The sequence below is a fragment of the Leptotrichia sp. oral taxon 223 genome (assembly GCF_013394795.1).
Lineage (GTDB): Bacteria > Fusobacteriota > Fusobacteriia > Fusobacteriales > Leptotrichiaceae > Leptotrichia.
On sequence record NZ_JABXYU010000001.1, the window covers coordinates 1042578 to 1064420 of the forward strand.

The 21843-nt window shown below is 32.2% G+C and carries 17 protein-coding genes; 5 read left to right on the forward strand and 12 right to left on the reverse strand.

What is annotated here, in order from left to right:
• The first annotated feature begins 144 nt into the window (after window positions 1-144).
• The 4 genes from HW275_RS05140 (at window position 145) to HW275_RS05155 (ending at window position 3185) form a co-directional block, all read left to right on the forward strand.
• Complete coding sequence (locus HW275_RS05140) at window positions 145-1035, forward strand: DMT family transporter (protein ID WP_178935544.1); 891 nt, start codon at window positions 145-147, stop codon at window positions 1033-1035.
• A 98-nt stretch (window positions 1036-1133) separates the two neighbouring features.
• A complete protein-coding gene (locus HW275_RS05145) occupies window positions 1134-1919 on the forward strand; it encodes an META domain-containing protein (protein ID WP_178935545.1) in 786 nt (261 codons plus the stop codon).
• Window positions 1920-2150: 231 nt separating this feature from the next.
• Window positions 2151-2798, forward strand: a complete 648-nt coding sequence (locus HW275_RS05150; RefSeq protein WP_178935546.1) for a C40 family peptidase — start codon at window positions 2151-2153, stop codon at window positions 2796-2798.
• Window positions 2799-2837: 39 nt separating this feature from the next.
• A complete protein-coding gene (locus tag HW275_RS05155; RefSeq protein WP_178935547.1) occupies window positions 2838-3185 on the forward strand; it encodes an MliC family protein in 348 nt (115 codons plus the stop codon).
• Window positions 3186-3336: 151 nt separating this feature from the next.
• Here the strand turns inward: HW275_RS05155 and HW275_RS05160 are convergent, their stop codons facing one another.
• From HW275_RS05160 to HW275_RS05195, 8 genes are all read right to left on the reverse strand, one after another.
• Entirely contained in the window at window positions 3337-6315 is a 2979-nt protein-coding gene (locus HW275_RS05160) for an autotransporter domain-containing protein (protein WP_178935548.1), read from the reverse strand.
• 233 nt (window positions 6316-6548) lie between these two features.
• On the reverse strand, window positions 6549-7010 hold the full coding sequence (locus HW275_RS05165; protein WP_178935549.1) for a DUF333 domain-containing protein: 462 nt from the start codon (window positions 7008-7010) through the stop codon (window positions 6549-6551).
• 174 nt (window positions 7011-7184) lie between these two features.
• Complete coding sequence (locus tag HW275_RS05170) at window positions 7185-7325, reverse strand: hypothetical protein (RefSeq protein ID WP_178935550.1); 141 nt, start codon at window positions 7323-7325, stop codon at window positions 7185-7187.
• Window positions 7326-7452: 127 nt separating this feature from the next.
• The gene (locus HW275_RS05175) at window positions 7453-8211 is read right to left on the reverse strand and encodes an amino acid ABC transporter ATP-binding protein (protein WP_178935551.1); all 759 of its coding nucleotides are present in this window, start codon (window positions 8209-8211) and stop codon (window positions 7453-7455) included.
• 1 nt (window position 8212) lies between these two features.
• A complete protein-coding gene (locus HW275_RS05180; protein ID WP_178935552.1) occupies window positions 8213-8926 on the reverse strand; it encodes an amino acid ABC transporter permease in 714 nt (237 codons plus the stop codon).
• Between the two features lie 21 nt (window positions 8927-8947).
• A complete protein-coding gene (locus HW275_RS05185) occupies window positions 8948-9739 on the reverse strand; it encodes a transporter substrate-binding domain-containing protein (protein WP_178935553.1) in 792 nt (263 codons plus the stop codon).
• Window positions 9740-10227: 488 nt separating this feature from the next.
• Complete coding sequence (locus HW275_RS05190) at window positions 10228-13407, reverse strand: cellulase family glycosylhydrolase (protein WP_178935554.1); 3180 nt, start codon at window positions 13405-13407, stop codon at window positions 10228-10230.
• A gap of 132 nt (window positions 13408-13539) precedes the next feature.
• A complete protein-coding gene (locus HW275_RS05195) occupies window positions 13540-15276 on the reverse strand; it encodes a hypothetical protein (protein WP_178935555.1) in 1737 nt (578 codons plus the stop codon).
• Window positions 15277-15640: 364 nt separating this feature from the next.
• On the opposite strand from HW275_RS05195, the gene HW275_RS05200 reads away from it, so the two are divergent.
• The gene (locus tag HW275_RS05200) at window positions 15641-17008 is read left to right on the forward strand and encodes a B12-binding domain-containing radical SAM protein (protein ID WP_178935556.1); all 1368 of its coding nucleotides are present in this window, start codon (window positions 15641-15643) and stop codon (window positions 17006-17008) included.
• Between the two features lie 191 nt (window positions 17009-17199).
• On the opposite strand, the gene HW275_RS05205 is transcribed toward HW275_RS05200, so the two are convergent.
• The 4 genes from HW275_RS05205 to rsmI form a co-directional block, all read right to left on the reverse strand.
• Complete coding sequence (locus tag HW275_RS05205; RefSeq protein WP_218975096.1) at window positions 17200-18243, reverse strand: glycosyltransferase family 4 protein; 1044 nt, start codon at window positions 18241-18243, stop codon at window positions 17200-17202.
• Entirely contained in the window at window positions 18137-19393 is a 1257-nt protein-coding gene (locus HW275_RS05210) for a glycosyltransferase family 4 protein (protein WP_178935558.1), read from the reverse strand. Before HW275_RS05210 ends, HW275_RS05205 begins: the two co-directional genes overlap by 107 nt.
• 269 nt (window positions 19394-19662) lie before the next feature.
• Window positions 19663-20538, reverse strand: a complete 876-nt coding sequence (gene ylqF, locus HW275_RS05215; RefSeq protein WP_178935559.1) for a ribosome biogenesis GTPase YlqF — start codon at window positions 20536-20538, stop codon at window positions 19663-19665.
• Between the two features lie 588 nt (window positions 20539-21126).
• Window positions 21127-21816, reverse strand: coding sequence for a 16S rRNA (cytidine(1402)-2'-O)-methyltransferase (rsmI, locus tag HW275_RS05220; RefSeq protein ID WP_178935560.1), 690 nt, complete (start codon window positions 21814-21816; stop codon window positions 21127-21129).
• Between the last annotated feature and the right edge of the window lie 27 nt (window positions 21817-21843).

The window sequence follows — 21843 nt, forward strand, 5'->3', positions numbered from 1 at the left end:
CTCAAAGTTCTCAAGAAGAAAAAGCAAATTAAATAAATCTAAGGCTTTAAAGATACAGAATTCCATTTTTAAATGGATTTTACTATATTTGTACTAAAAAAATAATATAACTATTTACCAGTTAAACTAAAAGGAGATATGTGTATGCAAATACAAAAAAAATTACATGGAGTGGTATTGGCTAGTTTAGCTTCCAGCCTATGGGCTGTTTCAGGAATTTCTGGAGAAATTCTCTTTAAAAAATTTAATTTTTCATCAGATTGGCTTGTTTCAACAAGAACATTGATTTCGGGGGTATTGCTGTTTGCAATTGTTATTTTTATTGAAAAAAAATCTATCTTAAAGCCATTAAAAAACAAAAAGGATTGCATTGGAATAATGTTATTTGGAACAGCAGGAATGTACCTGGTTCAATATACGTATTTTAAGACAATTGAGTTAAGTAATGTTTCATTTGCTACAATTTTACAATTTATTGCTCCATTTTTTATATTTATTTATGAATCTATAAAAAATAAAAAAGTACCATCTTTTACAACAGTCATCTTATTATTTATGACAATTTTAGGAGTCGTATTTATTGCAACAAAAGGAAACTTTTCAAATTTATCAGTTTCAGCACAAGCATTATTACTAGGAATTATTTCAGCTATTATGATAGCCTTCTATTCAACATACCCAAAAAAACTTCTAAAAAAATATGGAAGTATTACGGTAGTTGGCTGGGGAATGATAATCGGAAGCATCATTTCAAATATTATTCATCCAATTTGGAAAATTGAAGGCAATGTGAATACAAAATCCATTATTCAAGTGATAATTGTCGTAATTCTAGGAACTTCCATAGCTTACCTAATTTACATTGCAAGCCTGAATTACATCTCATCTTCCCTTGCAGGAATTTTAACAGCCTTTGAGCCTGTACTTGCAGCAATACTATCGGTTATTATTTTTGGATTAAAATTTTCTTTTATTGAAATAGTTGGTTTTGTTCTAGTTTTTATTTCAATATTTATTTTAGAAAAAAGATTATAAAATTTTGAAAAATTTTCTATAATTTTTTAAATTTTCTCATTTTTCTTTAATGTAAATGTGATATTATTAATTAACAAAAATGAAAAGAGGTATTTAAAATGAAAAAAGTATTTGTCTTAATCGGAATTTTTACAATGTTTATGGTTAATTCTTTTATTTTAAGTGCAGCTCAAACTGTCAATTTAAATGGTACTTCATGGGAATTATCAGGAATTAAGCAGAATGGTTTAAATTTACAGATTCCAGGAAATTCTAAAATAACAGTTAGTTTTTCAGGAAATAAGATAAGTGGATTTTCAGGAATAAACAGATACAATGGGACTTATCGAATTGGAAACAAGTCCTTGTCAACTGATATAAGTACAACATTAATGGGTGGTTCTGACGAATTAATGAACTTTGAAATGGCATTCTTGGATATTTTGCAATCTTCTCCAAAAATAACTTACAGTAAAAGCATGCTTACTTTAAAAAATAGAAACGGTGATACTTTGACTTTTAAGAGAAGTTCAAATTCAAGTAACCAGTCAGATGAAAATTCCTTGTCACGTTTAACTAAAGAACTATCTGGAACAAATTGGAAGCTTGTTAATATGAATGGAAAAGACGTAAGAAATATTGGAATTACAATTTCATTTTCAGGAAATAAAATAAATGGTAATTCAGGAATTAACAGTTATTTTTCTGATTATATAATAACAGCGGGAAATATCACAATAGGAACTGTTGGAAGTACAGAAATGGCTGGTTCTGACAGTCTAATGAAAACTGAAAGACAATACATAGAACTTTTACAGAATGCTAAAAAAATTGAATTAATAAACAAAACATCTTTAGTGTTAACGACAGATAAAAGAAAGACTTTAACATTTGAAAAAATATAATTTATAAAAGATTCTTGTTTTTTCAAAAATAATTTATTTTTTATTAATTTACTTTTTTCAAAATTAATGATACAATTAATACATAGCAAATTACTTTAAAACCGAACTCAAAAGTTATGTCTATTCTATTTAAATTCAATATTACTTAATTTTAATAGTTCGATATAAAAAAGTTCGAGTATGCATAAAAATACCACATAAAAAACTAATTTTGAAAGGAATAAAAAATATATGAGAAAAAACAAGTTTTTAACAGCAGTATGCATGTTATCAGCTTTTGTAGGTTCAAATCTACATGCAAAAACAGCAAAAACTAAAAAAACTAGCAAGCTTAAAACATCTCACAAACCTGTAAATAATAAGAAAAGCCATAGCGGCAGCAATACTGGAATTTACGGTATTTCGTCAAATAATAAAAACGCTCTTATTGAAACAAAAATGACGGAATTACGGCAAAGACATGCTAAAGCTATGGCTTCAGGTACTGCTCAGGAAAGAAAAAGGGCAGCCGTTGAAAGAAAACTTTTGACATCTTACAGCAGATGGAGAGGTACGAAATACGCATTGGGCGGAGATTCTAAAAATGGAATTGACTGTTCAGCCTTAACACGTAGAGTTTACCGTGAAGCTTTTAACAAGGAGCTTCCTAGAGTTTCACAGCAACAGATAAAAAAAGGTACGAGAGTTTCAGCAAAGAATTTGAAATCAGGGGACATTGTTTACTTTACACCAGGAAATAGAACAAGCCATACAGCTGTTTATGTTGGAAATTCGCTGTTTATAAATGCTTCGTCTTCAAAAGGCGTGGTTATGTCCTCGCTAAAAAGCCCTTATTGGAGAAAATATTTTAAATATGGGGTAAGAGTTCACAATGCCTAAAAAGAAAGTAGGAATTTTATGAAATTAACTGGAAAACTAATGACAATAATAGTAGGAGCTTTATTATTAGGAAGTTCGTTAAATGGAGTTGCAGCAAATGGACAAATAAAAATAAAAAGAAAACATCCAGTAATAAATGACAGACGGAAAGCTATTATTTCACAAAAATTTAACTGCGACGGAAAGCAATATGTTGTAAACTATATTACAATCGACAAGGTTCAATTGGTAGATGTTGCATCAAACGCCAAATTTCAATTGGATCAAGTTGTATCTGCAAGTGGTTCACGATACAGCAACGGAAAAATTGAAATTCACATAAAAGGCAATGAAGCCTTACTTAATCGAGATGATAAAGATATTTCCTGCAATCTTATAAAAGAATAATATAAAAACAAGGACTGTACCTAAATTTTTAAGTCAGTCCTCTTTTATTTGTTTAAATTATAGCAATTCCAGTTTGAAACGAGAGCAGGAAGTTAAGCCAATCCATTGCTTTTTACATATTTTTTATAATTTTAAGTGGACTAGCTATAATTTAAAAATTAAATCTAACTCCAGTCGTAAACACATTGTTATTTCCTTTACCTTTTCCGCTGTCAATAGAGCCGTCATAGTTTACGTACCATCCAAATCCAGAATTTACTTCTGTCAATGCTCCAACTCCTACCCAAGTTCTATTCTTGGAAAGTCCTATACCTTTTACCTTGAATGTTGCTCCTGGTAGTCCAGTATATCTTGCATCAAAGCTCAAATCCTGATCATTGAAGGCTCTCTGATGTGTTACGTAACCTTGGAATGTAGTCTTGCTTCCACCGTTCCAGTTTACAGCCTTTCCAATTCTAAGCCCAAGTAATGCCGCTGTCTGATTGTAGTTCTTCTTGTCGGCAGTCAATCCAAACTGGCTCTTTTCTTCTGAGAATGAACCTCTTACAACTGTATCGTGAGTTAATCCCACAAATGGTGTTACAACAAAGTCGCCATTACCATTTTTAATATCATATCCTGTTTCCAAATATCCAGAATATACTTTGTCATTATGATTAATCTTTGCTCTTGTAAAGTCATTGTTACTTAAAATAATATCTCTTTCAACATCACTGTCAACAAATCCTATTCCAAAACGTCCTTGCAAGTAGAACGGAACATTTTTGTTGCCTAATCTTCCATATAGTGAAACTCCGAAGTTGTTTGCATCAGATTTTCCACCATATCTGTCAAATTTAACGTCAGCTTTTGAATAAGATAACGCAGTACCTAAAATCAAGTTTTCACCAAACTGCTTATCAACTCCAACTTGTCCACCAGCAACTTTAGTATCTCCTTTACCGTATCCATCCTGTTTTAACTTACCATTAGCGCCAAATCCAGAAATCCACAGTCCAAAATTATCTCCGACGTTGTCAAGTGTTCCCAGCATAACCAATCTGTTTGACAAGTCCTTGTTTACAGTATGTGAGTGCTGGAATGTAAGTGCCTGTGCAGAAGCGTAAATTTGTCCAGATAGACTGTCCAAAACTGCTGCCCTGTTTGAAGAAGTAAGTGCTTGAAGTTTTGCGGCTTTTCTTTCAAATTGGGCTACATTTCCAGCCGTTCCATCTTCAATGTTTTGATCTAACTTTTGGAATGCAGTTTCCAAGTTTTGTGCAGTAGTTTTTTGCATTTCGTCAGATTCCGCTATTTTTTCTACATAATCCACCATATTTTTTCTGATTAATTTTACATTTACCTTATTATCGACAGTTTCCACAGCCCCATTTATCAATTCAGGAGTTTCCACCTTATCAAAACTTCCATTAATTCCTTTTTCAGCTTCAATTACAGTTGAAGACAAAGGTTTTGCGGTAATATATCTTCCATTGCTTAATGTCTGTAAAGTTGCATTACCACCATTTAAGTTTACAGTTCCTTTTACTATAAGTTTTGATCCTATTTGAGCTTTTGTCACAGAACCTGCAGTTGCTTCATAGTTTCCAGTTATAACTGCTCCAGAACCTCTATTTTCTAAAGTTCCACCTTCATTTTTTACATTTACTGGCGAAAAATTTCCGCTATAATTTCTTAATCCTATTACAGTTGTAGAAGTAGTTACTAAAGTCCCACCTGATTTTATAGTTATTGGTGATCCATTTTCCTTTTGTATTCCTAAAGTTCCACCTTCTATAGTAGTGGCACCTTGATAATCATTATTTCCAGCCAATATTAATGTACCATTACCAGATTTTTTTAAACCACCTAAACCTGTAATATCATTTTCAAATTTTGAAGTTATATTATTTCCAATATTTGCATTAAATTCTCCTCTTGCACCATGGCTTGCAGCAGATTCGCCAACAAGTAATTCACTGCTAAATGCAGCAGGCCCTTTTAATGCTTTTTCTTCATTTAAAAGTCCCCATCCAAATTTAGTATCTACTCCTGGATCACCTAAATCTGTTGCAGTTGTTAATATTGTCTGCTGTATTTCATGTCCAGTCATCCATGGAAATTTCTCTTTTAATTTGGCTGCTGTTGCAGATACTTTTGGAGTAGCAAAAGATGAACCATATTCTGTACATCCTGGCAATCCACATTCTCCACTTGCAGCTACAGTCCACCATTTAGCCCCTCCTGCTCTCGGAAGATGAGGATTATATTCACTTCCATCTGGACGTACTCCCATTACGGCAATCCATCCTTTATATAATGATGGAATGTAATGAGGTAACCCTGCTTGAATACTTACTTCATCCATAGTTTGCCCGCCAACTTTTCTATTTCCAGCAGCCCATATAAATAATGAACCTTGATTTACTGCATTTCTATAAAAGTTTGTTAAGGCATCAACTCTATTGTCATTTTCTGGTATAGTAATCGTTTCGCCAAGTTTTCTTAAATATATTCTATACGGCTCTTTATAATTACTGTATGTCCTAAATCCTTCTTGTGTTCCAAAAGAATGGCTATATATTCTAATTCCTCTATTTTGAAGTTCCTGATATTTATTTACATCTAAATAAAATCCACTTCCTTGACTAACACTTACACCATGAATTTTTGCACCTGTTGCACCAGTCCCGCTATTTCCACCCAAAATAGTCGCAACAAGTATTCCATGATCGTTTTTACTTAAATAAGTCGTATTCGCCATTGGTTCCTTAACAAATCTATCTTTAAATTCTTTATCTATTATCTCATCAATATAACTTTGTTTATTATACAATTGGTTAGTATGAACATCTGATGATAAAAAATCACTATCCAGTACAGCAACATCTACTCCTCTTCCAGTAAAGTTGACATCTTGAGGATTTTGTGGTGATAGATTCCCACCATTATTTGATGATCCAGGTTGTATTTTACTAGAATGGTTCGGATTAGTTGGATTATTTGGATTTTGAGAACCACTTTCATCTCTTGGATTAGATGGTGAAGGTAAAGGCGTTGGTGAACTTGAATTATTTCCACCTCCTCCGCCACCACCACCACAGCTTGATAAAGCAGTGATAAGGCTGATTAATAACAAAATTTTTTTCATATGTATTTTTCTCCTTTGTATATTATTTGTTTAAAATTAATTTTTCATTCATTATAATTATATCATATAAAATGAGAAAAATATTTAAAATATAAGCATTTTTTATATCAATTTTATCATATTTTCTTAAAATATTGATACTTTTTCTAAAATATTAGCAACAAAAAATGGCAAACAAAAAATTTGCCATCTTTAACAAAGAGTATTATAAAATTTAAATTAAACTTTGATTATTAATTGTTTTGTCTGTAATAATCCCATTCGTCAATTTGTGTACCATTTTTAAATTTACATACACCTCTTTCATTACCTTTTCTATCTTTAACAGTAACAGATTGTCCACCTTTATCTACACAGAATTTTGCAGCAGGATTTGGTGTCCCTTTGATTATTTCAGATTCGAGGCTTTGTGGAGTGTTATGTTGTTTATAATATTCCCATTCTTCAACAGTTGTTCCATCTCTTAATTGACAAACTCCGTATTCACCTTTGCTGCCTTTTACAATAATGGACTTTCCACCTTGTTTTTCACAATAAACTGAAGCAGGATTTGCCTTTCTTGTAGCAGGAACAGTTTTTGCTGTAGAAGTACCGCTATCTTTCTTTTTCTTTCTAAACATTTTGAAATTTGCAGCCATTCCAGTAATAGATATAGCCAGCATAAGTGTAATTCCAATCACTTTTAATTTTTTCATTTTTATTCTCCTTTTTTGCTTTTCTTTACTGACACTATAACATAAAAAAATTTGATTTTTGTGTATTTATTATTATTTTTATATTTTAAAATTGAAAAATCTAAAAAAATTAAAATTATTGCAATTAATTAGCTACAGCCATTGTTCTACACTTATTGTGCGGATTTACAATTACTACTTTTTTAAGTTTTGTGTCATAAGCATAGGCAAATCTGTATCATCTCCCACTTCTCTAAGAAATACTTTCTTTTCCATCTTTAATCTTACTTTTTCTTCTTTTACTGAACCAGAACTATCTTGTTCAGATGATTTCATCAGTATACCGTGTTATGTAATACCTCTTGCTATCTTTCTAGATTTTGAAACTATCCGATGTATCTGGATAATCAAATCCTAAGTTTATATAATTTTTATTCGCTTTGCTTTAAACATGTTTAAATATTCATATTGAATAAACATCCGTTTCATTCTCATAGTATCTTCTTAGGAAGTTTTGCAATCTTTCACTTCCAGAATTTTTAAAAATTTCTTCTGGCTTCCCTTCTATTATAATTGTTCCAGCATCCATAAATACTATATAATCTGAAACCTCCCTTGCAAACTGCATTTCATGGGTAACAATTATCATTGTCATATTTTCTTTTACCATATCCTTTATAACTTTCAGAACTTCTCCGATAAGTTCAGGATCAAGTGCCGAAGTTGGCTCATCAAGTAAAATTACTTCTGGACTCATTGCAGCCGCCCTTGCGATTCCCACTCTTTGCTGCTGCCCTCCAGAAAGCTGATTTGGATAAAATTCGGCTTTATCTTTTAACCCCACTTTTTCAAGCATTTTCAATCCGATTTCTATCGCTTCGTCTCTATTTATTTTTTTTATAATTAAAAGACCTTCAATTACATTTTCCAAAGCAGTTTTGTTTTTGAATAAATTATAATTCTGAAAAACCATTGTCGTATTTTTTCTAAGCCTGTTTATATCTTTTTTATTTATTTTGCTCAAGTCAAAAGTTTCATTTCCAAAAGTTATTGTTCCCGATGAAGCTGTTTCAAGAAAGTTAAGGCTTCGTAAAAATGTTGATTTTCCAGATCCACTCGGTCCTATAATGCTTATTACCTGTCCTTTTTCTATTTTAAAGTTTATTCCTTTCAAAACTTCGTTTTTTCCAAAAGACAATTTTAGATTTTCAACCTTTATCATTCTACAGTCCACCTACTCTCAATTTCTTTTCCACAATTCCCATGACTTTTTCCACAATTATGCAAACAACCCAGTAAATTCCAGCGACAACGATATATGCCTCAAAAATGTCCAGTCCTGAAGCTGATATTATTTTTGCTTTTCCCATCATTTCCACAATTGAAACTGTAAAAGCAAGTGAGGAATCCTTTATCAGACTTATAAAAGTATTTCCAAAATTAGGAAAAGTTATTATAATCGCCTGTGGAAGCACAATTCTTCTCATTGCCTGCCATTTTGTCATTCCAATAGACAATGCAGCTTCAACTTGCCCTTTATCCACCGACTGAATTGCCGCCCTGAATGTTTCCGACAGATAACCTGATATGTTTAAAATAAATGCCACGTAAACAAAGATAATCGCAGGAATATTATTCACATCTATATTAAATCCATACTTTAAATGTATATAATCTAATATTTTAGGCAATCCATAATAGGCAAGGTAAATTTGAACTAAAAGAGGTGTCCCTCTTATAAAGGACACATAAATTGTAGCAAGCCTTGTCAGCACAGGAATTTTATTTATTCTCACAAGTGCGATAAAAAAACTAAGTATTAGTGAAAATATCATCGTAACAATTGCAATATTCAAAGTCATCGGCAATGCTTTCAGTATTTCTGGAATAGCTCTTACCATAAATCCCCAGTTTAAAAAAGGTACATTATTATTCATTACTTTTCTCCTGTTTATAAATTATTTTGTATAATCTCCACCAAACCATTTTTCTGATATTTTGGCAAGCGTTCCATCAGCTTTCATTTCAGCTAGTGCTTTATTTACTTTATTTTTCAATTCTTCGCTATCTTTTCTAAATGTGAAATATACAGGTGTTTTCGTTACAGGCTCTCCTACGATTTCTACAAGATTTCCTCTTTGTTTTGTGAAATATCCTACTGTCAATCTGTCATTTAAAGTAGCATCTGCTTTTCCTTGTGCAATTTCCTCAAGCGCAATTGAAACATTTCCATCAAAATAAGCATAATTTATTTCCTTATTTTTGTCAAAATCAGTCAAAGTCTTGTTATAATTGCTTCCTACTCCAGTCATAACCTTTTTACCTTTTAAATCCTCAAGTGTCTTAATATCAGTTCTTCCTTTTTTAACGATAATTTGAGCAGCTGATACTAAATAATCATCAGAGAAAGTATATTTTTTCTCTCTTTCAGGATTTTTAGCAATTTCATTTGCAATAAAGTCAAATTTTTTCGATTCCAGTCCTAAAAACATACTATCCCAAGGTGTAGGCACAAACTCTATATCTAAATTTGCTCTTTTCCCAATTTCTTCCACAACTTCCACATCGTATCCAGTTAATTTGCCACTTCCATCAGTAAACGTAAACGGTGCATAAACTCCTTCTGTTCCAACTTTCACTTTTTGTTTTCTTTCATCGTTCCCACTTTTACCGTTTTCCTGCTTTCCACCACAGCTGATAAGAATCAGTCCTAGTAATAAAATTCCTGTTATTTTCAAAATTTTTCTCATGTTTTTCCTCCCAAAATTTTTATATTTTTTATTTATATTAATTTATACTAAATCCTATTAAAAAATTTATCTTGTAAAGAAAAAAGCCGAATAAGATTATCCGGCTTTCTGGCATGCAATCTCATTTTTTCAATTTATTCACTTTAAAATGAGCTTACATCTAAAACTATTTTTCAGTTAATTTTAAAATAAACTCTACAAATTCATACACATCATCATGTCTATTTTTTTCATAATATTTTTCATTTTTATAACTCTCTTTCTTAATTATATTTGTATGTAAAAATATTATACTATAAAAATTTTAATTTGTAAAGTTTTATTTTTGTATATACATGTATTTTTTTTACTAATGATATTTTTCTTACTTTATTTACTCTAGCCATCGCCATCCTGTATACATCATTAGCAATTTAAGCTGATCTTCAAGTTGCCTAAAAGTACATGAAATCAAGCACGTTTAAGCAACCCGAAATAGAGTGGCATCACTATTTTTGATACAAACGCACATAATCAATCTCTGTGGTTTGAACTGGGAATGGAGCTGCATCAGAAGGCGGATTTAAGCCAGGTTCCCATTCTACATAGTCATTAATAATGAAATGCCATCTATCATTTTCGAATCCTTGTTTAACCAAAGAAGAAGGAATATTTAACTTACTATAATCTTCATCTGGCATAGTTGAAAGATAACTTCCATACTGATCGTATCGAGTACTGTCAACTACACTGATACGTCTAGCATCTTGAATACGATAATGAACTACAGGAGCCAATCTTCCATCCATATAATAACGTACTTTGGTTCCATCATACTCAATTGTCCAAACGTGCCATTCATCTGTTAACGGTTTAGAACCCGAACCAACACGGTTTTCTAAACGATGCGTAAATCCACGAGGAGTCCATTCATGATTAGTTTGGCTATAATAACAGCTGATGTTAGATGCAGGCCATCCATAATCAGGTGTAGACGCAAACCATTCCAAAATCAATAGTGAACCATAGGGAGCATTTCCACCAGGAACTTTGCAGGCAGGTGTGTCCACATCGTTTCGCTGTTTCTGCATCCAAAGAGCTGTACGCATTCCTTGCAAATGATTCCAATTCATTTTAGCTCGTATTTCTGCACGGAATGGTTTAGAGGCATCCACAATATTACCAGATTCTAGTCTACCACTTGAATATTGAGTAACTTTACCTGCAGGACATACACCTGTAGTGGCATTTGCATCGGTTAAAGGATCACCTTTTCTGTTAACACAATGACGTCGCGTAGTAAGTATTGCGTGATCACCATCTAAACTGATACTGCTTGGCAAATAAGTCAAATGGCTATCCAAATGATTGATAATTCTTTTACCTACCCAGTCAGAAGGAATATTTCTGTCTTTAAATTCCCAACATTTTACACTCTTCCATTGTCCTGAAGCATCAGTTGCACTATCACATCCATTTGTAAGTGGAGCTGGAGTAGGTGCTGGTGCTGGATGATTATTATTAATGAATCTTCGGATTACATCCACTGCTTTTTTTTCAGTGCCATCTGATTTCCAAATTCCAAAATAATTTTCAGGATCTGCTGCATCCAGTATATCAGGACGTCCATTATGATCAGTATCAATGTTCGCATCAGGAACGCCATCTCCATTTGTATCAATATTTACGTCAAGCCAGCCATCGCCATTACTGTCCCTATCTAATATTCCTGAAGTAATGTAAGGTTTTCTGTCTTTTGCCTGATAAAAAATAAGAGGTCCATATATATTTGATTTTTGATATTGATCTAAAATTTTACTTATCACATTAGCTTGTTTTGTTTCTTCAACACCAGAGTAAGCAGCATCTATTCCTACTTCTGTTATCCATATTTTTTTATTTCCATCACCGTGTTCTGACATTATCTGATATAATGTTTTTTCTCCTCCTCCAGGTGCTACAACGTCGCCTATCATGTTTGCCCATCCATTATCTCGAAAAGTTCTGGCATAAATCCCGTAAGGATGGTGCGACAAACCATCAAAATAGCCTTTTGCACCAGCTCTATACATTCTTTCTAAAAATTCCATAGGTCCAACATATCCTGTTGCACTATTACTAGCACCTACCGTCATTCCACCCGCCATAACATTTACATCATTATGAGCATCATGTGCTGCTGTATACGCTATTTTTAGTAAATCAGTATAATGTTCAGGATTCGGTCTAGGATTTTGAATAGTGTCATGCCAAAATTCTGGATTTCCTGGTTCATTCCAAAATTCATAGTCTATTACTCCCTTTGGAGCATATCTTTTTACTAATGCGCTTACAAAATTTGAGAACTCATTATTATACTGTGGAAGCGGTGCAAACGAAGCAACCCACATTTTTCTTGCATTTAATGCATTTTTTTGAGCAGCTGAAAGACTGTCCGCTCCTGTCGCCCATTCTGGAGCACCACTTATCTGCATTAAAACTTTTAAGTTATATTTTCTTGCAAGAGCAATGGCGTCATCTACATCCTGCCAGTCATATCCTCCATTTTTCTGAGATTGAATTCTATTCCACGAAGCTGTGATTCTTACCCATTGAAATCCCACTCTTGCTGCTTTTGAATAAGAGTCTTCCGCTTCTTGAAGATTACTTCTCCAAAATGGATTAACAGGTTGTATTCCAATTCCTCTCACATTATGTATTTTTGAATCGTCTTTCTTCTGCTTTTTAGGATTGGAGGCATCATCTTTTCCGCCACCAGCTTTTGGAGGCTTAGAATTACCGTCTTTTCCACCTCCAGCTTTTGGAGGCCTAGAACTGCCACTTCCACCTCCACCGTGGTGTCCAATTCCGCCAACAATTGCTCCGACAGCAGAAGCTCCCGCTACTCCGCCGATAATAGGCCCAACAGGAACTTTCCCTCCTATATTGCCTCCTAAAGATCCTATATTTCCTTTTGGCTGTCCTATATTTCCAATAATATTACCGGCTTTTTCCGCTGTATCTGAACAGTTCAATATTACCGCATCGCTATTTTCTGGATTATCTGGAAATACTTTATTCCCGTCAACAACTCTAACTATATTTGAACATTTTAAAGTTATTTCATTTGAATTAGCTGTTCCGCCGTTATTTATCGCTGTTTCATTTTTTGGCAGATTTTCAGATACACTGGAACATTTTAATATTATATCATTTGAACCGCCACTGTCTGATAACGGTATTTCAGCTTTATTTACATTTTTTACTGTATTTGAACATTTCAGCTGTATTCCCTTAATGCTTCCAGTTTTATCCGTTTGAAATAATTCATTTGCATTAATTATTCTAACTATATTTGAACATTTCAGTATTTTTTCATCAGAATTTCCATTTTTTTCTGCTTCACCTGCTGTATTTTCACTTGTATTTAAGCATTCCAGCAGTATATCTTTGGAATTAACTTTATTTGTTCCAATCAGATTCTCACTGCTGTTTTCAGAATTTAGACATTTTAAAAATATATTATTGCCATTATTTACAGCTGTTCCCATTCCCTGTGCAGTTTCTCCTGCCATATTTGAACATTTTAATAATATTTCGCTGTTATTTTTTATTTCACTTGCTGAAGACGTTACATTTCCTGCATTTTCAGCCATTATTGAAAAACTTGTAAAAATAAAGAGCAAAACCTCAACTATAAATCTTTTCATTCTGTATCTCCTTTCTAAAATTGTCATTTATAAAAGCCAAAAAAGCCTGAATTTTTCAGCACTTTTTCAACATATACTTAATTTTTTCTCCTTATATATCTAAAATACTTTATAAAATTAATAAACATAATTTTATAATCTATCGAAATTTAAATTATTGATTATATCTATAGCATCCTTTTCAGATATAGTTTTGTTGTTATCTTTTTTTATTTCATCTTCAGAATATCTATTATTTTTTACAGCATTGGTTCTTAAAGTCGAAACCTTGTTGCTGTTTTCTTTTAGATTAGCAGCTATATCTATTCTGTCTTCTTCCGGTATATCATAATAGGTATAAGCCGCCGCCCTTGCTTCTCTTATTTCATCTTCAATATATTTTTTATTTTTTGCAGTGTTCTTTTTTAAAGTTGAAATTTTTTTATTTGTTTTGTTCAGATTGCCAGCTATGTCTATCCTGTCTTCTTCTGGTATATCATTGTAACCATAGGCTGCTGTTCTAACTTCTTTTATTTTTGGCTTATTTTTAATGCTTCCTATTCTGTATCCCACTCTTATACCGAATGTATCGATTTTACCTTTAGTTTTGATAGGATTGACTATATCTTTCGGCTGATATTTAAAATTTGCCCTTTCATAAAGAGCTTCTATAGAAACTGGCCCTAATTCCGTACCTAATCCTCCAGCATAATAAAGTCCGCCATGAAGATCTTTCCTGTTAAAATTTTCCTCCTTTATTTCACCATGCACATATCCTATCCGTCCAACGGCATAAACAAGATTATTTCCCTTGCTGTTTACTAAGTTAATCTTTGTTGTAGCATAAGCGGGATAGGTTCTTAAAACGTGTTTTTGCTCTTTATCATTAAAAAAGGCAGTAATATCAAGGAATTTTTGCTCTACACCCAGCCCCAGCTCAACAACTCCCTGATTATCAAATAAATACTCCAATCCGACAACAGGCATTTTTTTAATATCAAAATCTGATTTTGCAGACTGCCATTTATTATTTTTCATTCCTGTTCCCCAAAATTGCTCTGGCTGGACATTGTATCTGTTTTTGAAATTATATCCTGCATTTATTCTAAGCTCTCCACCATTCCATTTTCTTTTTTGAATTTTATCAGTAGTATATTGCATATCTCCCGTTTTAGCAAAAATATCTGTCCTGAAAGGATCAAAAGGCACAGTTTTATTCTTTTTCTTTGGTAAATTTTTTATGTTTCCAATACTGTATCCTATTCTTACGCCAATCGTATTTATGTTATCTTTAGTTTTTTTAAAATTATTTATGGTACTTATATTGTTTCTGTTTATGTTACCTAAATTTACTTTATCGTACCGCAAATTTGATCTTTCATACAAAGCTTCAATAGAAATAGGGCCGACTTGAGTACCTAAACCTCCTGCATAATAAAGTCCGCCACGAAAATTTTTATCCTTTAAATCTTCTTTGTTGTCCTTCCCGGCTTTAGCATAAGCATATCCTCCTCTTCCAATAATATAGAGCAAATCATTTCCCGCTTTAGAAGTTATTAAATTATACTTACCAGTCAGATACATCGGTGTTATTTCATACATTTTCATCTCATTTTTATCTTTTAACGCCGAAGATTTTACAGAAAATTTATGTTCCGCACCGATTCCTAGCTCAATTCTTCCCTGATTATCAAACAGCCATTCGATTCCTGCAACAGGGCCATTTTTGAATTTGTAGTCATAATTGACATTTGAAAGCCCTTTCTGATGTTTGGTCAAATCATTTTTATATGCCCTGTCAAAGTCCCAGCCTCCACTTATTTTAATTTCTTGAGCCATTGCAGCAGTTGCTGACAGCATCATTGTGCTTAAAATACGTAATTTTTTCATAATTTTTCTTCTCCTTAATTTTACAAATCTCTTTTTTATAATTTTATGCCCTAAAATTTAAAAAAAATTATAAAAAAATAAAAATTATTATATTTTGACTAAAATATACCTTTCTTACTAAATACATTTTACTAGATTTTTTAGGTTTTTTCAAGAAAAAAAATAATACAGCAGCATTATATAATTAAACACAAAGTTAATTTTCTTATTGAAATTGGTTTTTTTTCTTGCTATAATCATAGCAAAACTACTTTAATACTAAATTCAGAAATTATGACTGCTTTGCTCAAATCTTAGTTTTGTCTAATTTAACTTAATTTTGAAGAAGTTTACTATACAAATAATAAAAATGAGGTGTTACGATATGAAAGTAAAAATGATACTCCCTGCTCTTACAGAAGCTGAAAGCCCATTTTGGCGCCCTGTCAAATACTCATTGTTTCCCCCATTGGGACTGGCGACACTTGCAGGGTATTTTTCAGAAGAGGATGAAATAGATTTGCAGGATCAGCATGTAGAAAAGTTAAATTTAGAAGATAATCCTGATCTGGTTATTATTCAAGTGTATATTACAAATGCTTACAGAGCTTATAAATTAGCCGATTATTACAGAAAGAAGGGCAGTTACGTAGTATTAGGAGGACTTCATGTGACTTCATTGCCTGAAGAGGCGCTGGAACATGCCGACACTATAATGATTGGCCCGGGAGAAGATATTTTTCCTAAGTTTTTACAGGACTTTAAAAACAAAAATCCGCAAAAAATGTATATTTCTACACACAGGACGTTAATTGGAGCCCCTCCTGCACGAAGAGACTTGATTAAAAGGAATAAATATCTTGTACCAAATTCTATCGTTGTAACTAGAGGCTGCCCTCATCATTGTGATTTTTGCTACAAAGACGCTTTTTACCAGAATGGAAAATCATTTTATACTCAGCTTGTCGATGATGCGCTAAAAGAAATTGACAGGCTGCCGGGAAGACACCTGTACTTTTTAGATGACCATTTATTAGGAAATCCTAAATTTGCCACGGAACTTTTTGAAGGAATGAAAGGAATGAACAGGCTGTTTCAAGGCGCGGCAACAGTTGACTCAATACTTACGGGAGATTTAATAGAAAAGGCCGCTCAAGCTGGATTAAGAAGTCTTTTTGTAGGATTTGAAACATTTTCCCCAGAAAATCTGAAATCCAGCAATAAAAACCAGAATTTAAAAAGAAACTATGAAAACGCAGTAAAGAGGCTTCATTCGTTGGGAATTATGATAAACGGGAGCTTTGTATTTGGATTGGATTACGATGACAAGGACGTCTTTAAAAGAACTGTTGAATGGGGAGTAAAAAACGCCATAACAACTTCTACTTACCACATCCTAACTCCTTATCCAGGAACAAGGCTGTTCAAGCGGATGGAAGATGAAGGCCGAATAATAACAAGAAATTGGGATTTATACGATACAAGACATGTTGTCTACAAAACTAGAAATATGACTGCCGATGAAATTGAACAGGGCTATAACTGGGCATACAAGGAATTCTACAAATGGTCAAATATATTTAAAGCAAGCGGAAATCATGAAATATCCAAACATAAGTTAAAACACTTTTTTTATACTGCTGGCTGGAAAAAATTTGAACCTTTCTGGAATTTCATAATAAAAACTAAGCACTTAAACAATATGACTCCCGTACTTGAAAGCATACTAAGCAATGTCAGAAAAAATAAATAAAATAATAAAAATTAAGTGAACTTAGAGTTCTGAAAATATAATCATTTGTTATTTTTAAGTCAATGTTAAGGCAGTTTTATTCTATTTAATAAGTTGAAATGTTTACAATTTGGAGAGAAAACCATTTTTTATTATTGCTGGTTTTCTCTTCTTAATTTATTGAAATTGTTTTTTCTAGTTTTTTTGAAAAGTTATCTATTTTTTTGAGTTAATATATACTCATAATATTCCTTATATTTTTTTCCTATATTTGACAAATCTCTTTCTGCAGCGATATTATAAGCATTTTCTGTAATTTCATCCAAGTTTTTCACATTATTTTCCACAATATTTCTTATTTTTTCACAAAATTCTTCGTTAGTCCTAGCCTTAAAGCAAGTTTTTCCATCTTCCAGCCAGTCTTCGTACACAGGAATATCTCTCACTACAAGCGGTAATTTTGCTGAAAGTGCTTCCAGCACCACAATTCCCTCATTTTCTTCATAAGTCATAAATAAAAAGGCTTTGGCGGCACTGAACGCCCCAATTAGAATATCTTTGTCAACATACCCTGGAAAAATCAGATTTTCTGGAGGAGTTTCGATAATTTTCTGTATTTTGTCAGGCAGCATTGATTTTACACTTGATGAACCGAACCAAAGGAACTGGTAATCACTGCATTTTTCTGCCACTTTTACAAAATCTTTTATCCCTTTTCTCTCAAAAGGCAGTCCAGCCGTTATAATTAATGGTTTATTTATGTCATACACTGATTTGTACTCATTTAAAAATTTTTCTTTTAAAGCCTCATTTTTATTAAATTTATTTATATTTACGCCGTTTGAAATTACCCTAATTTCCTTTTCCTTTTCCAGATATTTTGATTTTATCAGGTTTTTCGTATATTCTGACGGAGAAATTAAATAATCTGCTTCATTATATAATTTTTTCGTCCAGAATTTTATAATTGGTGACAAAACGTAACTTCCCTTTATGCTCCCACGAAAATCTTCATATGTCGTATGTGTATGATAAATCACAGGCTTGCCTTTTTTCTTGGCCTGTTTTAATACTTCGTACGACTTTAATGCAACTGTATTTATATGTGCTAAATCGTAATCATCTTCTGGATCCTGTGTAATTTCAACATTATTTGCTCCAAGGGCTTCTACCTGATGATTTAAGGCTTGTCCAACGCCGGATTTGCTGAAGGAACTTTTCCCCTCTGAATATAGTAAAACTTTCACGACTATCATACTCCTCTATTGTTTTTTTATAAACCGCTTCCACTCTTTCCCCAAATTTTTGTGCTGTATAATCCTGTGAAGCGACAAAAGCATTTTCGATAATTTTTTCCCGAAATTCCTTATCTTCCTTTAAAAGCATTATAGAATTAATAAATTCCTCTTCTGTTCTGTAAACAAGTCCCGCCTCATTTTTTACAAGCAAGTCTTCCAAATTCAAGTCATATCTTGCCACAACAGGTGTTTTTGCAGCCATTGCCTCTACAAATGTAAGCCCCTGTGTTTCCGATATGCTCGCATTCAAAAATACATCCCCCATCTGATAATAAGCTGCCACCTTATCATGCGGCACTTCCCCAGTAAAAATAACCCTATCTGAAATACCAAGTTTTTCAGCCTGTTTCTTCAAGTCATCCAAAATTCTTCCACGCCCGACAATCATAAATTTAAAATTTTCATCTTTAATTTTGGAAAACATATCAATTAATATATCAATACTTTTCTCTTCGGCAATCCGTCCAATATACACACAAAGAAAATCACTCTTTTCTATCCCAAAATTTTCCCTCATAAATTCCAAATCTTCATCAGAATAATTTCCACGATAAAACTTATCCAGCTCCAGTCCAGTTGGAATAACATTCATTATCTGATCAACGCCATAAGAATACAAAATATCTTCGACTTTTCGTGTAGGCACAATTAGAGCGTTGCATTTCTCACAATAAAACTTACTAATTGCAGCCGCAATCTTTTTCCCAGCCGAAACAAATCTTGAACCAAAAATATAATGTGTATAATATTCATATAGTGTATGGTATGTATGAACAAGCGGTATTTCCAAATTAACCGCAGCAAATCGTGAAAATGTCCCTACACCCCATTCTGTCTGGGAATGAATAATATCAAGCTCCAGTCTTTTTATTTTTTTTATTATTTTTGAAGAATAAATCATTCCTAGCCGGTACTGTGGCAACGGCTTAAATTCCACACTCGGTATTCGCAAGACATTAGGCTCGACTTGTGGCGCATCAGGATCAGTCGTAGTAATAATATACACCTTATGCCCCAGCTTTCTAAGCTCCTTTTCAAGTGTCATAATCGAACTCACAACCCCATTTACCTGAGGTCTGTATGTATCTGTAAATATCCCAATTCTCATTTTTACACTTCTCCTTCTATAATAAAATCACTTCCAATTCTATTTTTCCCCTTTTGAAAATTTTTTTAGGTTATTATAAATTTTCACATAAATAATTATCTTATTATATTTTACCTGTATCATTTTTTTTAAATACAGTAATTCTATTTCAATTTTAGAGCAAAAAATTTTGAAAAACATTGAAATAAAAACACAATATAACTACAATTTTAAAGTAGGTTTACTGTATTTACTTTATAAAATTTAAATAAAAAAACTTCTCAATTACGCTAATTTTTAGGAATTTCCAAAAAGAATCTTCCTATTTTTCCTATTCTATAATCTTTCAATATTCTTCTTGAAATAATCTCATAATTATGTTCATCATTTTTAGATACTCCTAATCTCTTTTCCAGAATTTCCAGTATCTTATGATTTTCCATTCCAAAAATTTCCTCATCAGTTGTATATTCTTCCAGATTATACACTTTTACTAGATTCTGAATTTTTCCCAAATCCTTTAATTTATCCAAAAATTTCATAGCAACTTGTTCTAACTGCAATACATTATCCTTTATTGAACCAGTAATTGCTAAATTATAAGCCACTTCATCATCTTCAAACTTTGGCCATAATACTCCTGGTGTATCCAGCAGTTCCAATTTTTCATCAATTTTTATCCATTGCTTTCCACGTGTAAATCCTGGAGTATTCCCCACTCTTGCTTTATTTTTATTCACAAATTTATTAATAAATTTAGACTTCCCAACATTAGGGATCCCAACAATCATGGCTCTTACTTCAGTTTTACGAAGTCCCTTTTTTTTCATCTTTTCCAATTTTTCCGCATAAATTTTATCCGTAATTTTTCGCAGCTCATTAAAATTAGTCCCTTTTTCCACACTCAAAGCTACAAAATAATCAGACAAATTATTTTCCAGAAAATAATCTTCCCAAACCTTCAATTCCCTATTGTCAATTAAATCCACCTTATTCAGCACAATAATTTTTTTCTTGTTATTTGCCAATTTTGAAATATCTGGATTTTTACTCGAAATCGGAATCCTTGCATCCAAAATCTCAATCACAATATCAATTATCTTAAGATTTTCGACAATTAAATCCTTCGTCTTTTTCATATGCCCTGGATACCAGTTTATATTCATTCTTTCATTCTCTCCATTTTCTATCTATTTTTTATAAAAAATATTATCTAAATTTTTATTTTTAATCCTAAAATTAAGGTTAATTTTAAAATTAAAGATAAAAACTCAATATTCTCAACCTTTTCTATCTATTTCTCAGTTTATTTTTATTTCAATTTATTTTTATTAATAATTATTTTCTTATTTTATTTATATTAGTTTTTTTAACGCAGAGGTATCAGACGCCATACCTCTTATTTCTTTAAATAATTACAATTCAAATTGTATTCAAAAATCTCAAACAATTCTTTTTTTATTAACGAAATTTTGCTTGAGAATTCATTTAATTAAATTATTTTTTATAATTAAATTAAAAATATCGTGATTTTTTTGAAATAAAAACTACTGTCTGAGCTTTTTCAAAATATTAAAGTTAAAGTAATAACCTCTATTAAAAAGCGAGTTTAGTTTTTGTTTCAAAAAAATGCTTAGACAAGCCAGATTTGCAAAGGGAATGGCGACTGTTCCCCTTTGCTTTATAAAAAAGAAAAAATATATAAATTACAAAAAAAATATTTATTAACGACCATTCGTTAAAAAAATATATTCTTATTGATTTTTTAAATAAATACCATCATCATTTATTGCCCTTATAAATAAAACAATCTCTCCCTTAATTGGCTTTTCTTCCAGCTTTTCTATAATTTCAGAAACATTTCCACGGATTATTTCTTCGTAAATTTTGGTAAGTTCCCTTGTGATTACGACGTAACGTTCTCCCAGATATTCCTTTATATCCTTTAGGGTTTTCAAAATTCTGTTGGGTGATTCCAAAATTACGATTGTCCGCTCTTCTTCCTTTAATTTATTGAAAAGTGTCTGTCTGCCTTTTTTTTTTGGTAAAAAGCCTTCGTATGCCATTCTTCGCATATCCAGTCCTGAAATGCTTGCACCTGTTACAATTGACGAGGCTCCTGGTATTCCGACAACTTTTATCCCAACCTTCAGAATCTCATTTACCAGCTCAAAGCCAGGATCTGAAATACATGGCGTTCCAGCGTCTGTTACAAGCGCAATTGTTTTCCCATCTTTTAGAAGATTAATAATGTTTGTGATTTGATGAAGCTTATTATGCTCATGGTATTGGTACACTGTTTTCTGGATTTCGTAGTGGGAAAGAAGTTTTTTTGTAACTCTTGTATCCTCCGCAAAAATATAATCAACTTCCTTCAAAACTTTTACCGCTCTAAAAGTTATGTCCTCTAAATTTCCAATTGGTGTACCAACAACATAAAACATATATTTCTCCTAATTTTTAATTTCTTT

Bases quoted from the DNA above. Each gene is read 5' to 3' on its own strand.
- rsmI (WP_178935560.1), bottom strand. From the start codon at position 21,816: ATGTTTTATGTTGTTGGTACACCAATTGGAAATTTAGAGGACATAACT.
- ylqF (WP_178935559.1), bottom strand. From the start codon at position 20,538: ATGAATATAAACTGGTATCCAGGGCATATGAAAAAGACGAAGGATTTA.
- HW275_RS05185 (WP_178935553.1), bottom strand. From the start codon at position 9,739: ATGAGAAAAATTTTGAAAATAACAGGAATTTTATTACTAGGACTGATT.
- HW275_RS05170 (WP_178935550.1), bottom strand. From the start codon at position 7,325: ATGAAATCATCTGAACAAGATAGTTCTGGTTCAGTAAAAGAAGAAAAA.
- HW275_RS05165 (WP_178935549.1), bottom strand. From the start codon at position 7,010: ATGAAAAAATTAAAAGTGATTGGAATTACACTTATGCTGGCTATATCT.
- HW275_RS05150 (WP_178935546.1), top strand. From the start codon at position 2,151: ATGAGAAAAAACAAGTTTTTAACAGCAGTATGCATGTTATCAGCTTTT.
- HW275_RS05210 (WP_178935558.1), bottom strand. From the start codon at position 19,393: ATGAGAATTGGGATATTTACAGATACATACAGACCTCAGGTAAATGGG.
- HW275_RS05190 (WP_178935554.1), bottom strand. From the start codon at position 13,407: ATGAAAAGATTTATAGTTGAGGTTTTGCTCTTTATTTTTACAAGTTTT.
- HW275_RS05205 (WP_218975096.1), bottom strand. From the start codon at position 18,243: ATGATAGTCGTGAAAGTTTTACTATATTCAGAGGGGAAAAGTTCCTTC.
- HW275_RS05175 (WP_178935551.1), bottom strand. From the start codon at position 8,211: ATGATAAAGGTTGAAAATCTAAAATTGTCTTTTGGAAAAAACGAAGTT.
- HW275_RS05180 (WP_178935552.1), bottom strand. From the start codon at position 8,926: ATGAATAATAATGTACCTTTTTTAAACTGGGGATTTATGGTAAGAGCT.
- HW275_RS05195 (WP_178935555.1), bottom strand. From the start codon at position 15,276: ATGAAAAAATTACGTATTTTAAGCACAATGATGCTGTCAGCAACTGCT.
- HW275_RS05160 (WP_178935548.1), bottom strand. From the start codon at position 6,315: ATGAAAAAAATTTTGTTATTAATCAGCCTTATCACTGCTTTATCAAGC.
- HW275_RS05140 (WP_178935544.1), top strand. From the start codon at position 145: ATGCAAATACAAAAAAAATTACATGGAGTGGTATTGGCTAGTTTAGCT.
- HW275_RS05200 (WP_178935556.1), top strand. From the start codon at position 15,641: ATGAAAGTAAAAATGATACTCCCTGCTCTTACAGAAGCTGAAAGCCCA.
- HW275_RS05145 (WP_178935545.1), top strand. From the start codon at position 1,134: ATGAAAAAAGTATTTGTCTTAATCGGAATTTTTACAATGTTTATGGTT.
- HW275_RS05155 (WP_178935547.1), top strand. From the start codon at position 2,838: ATGACAATAATAGTAGGAGCTTTATTATTAGGAAGTTCGTTAAATGGA.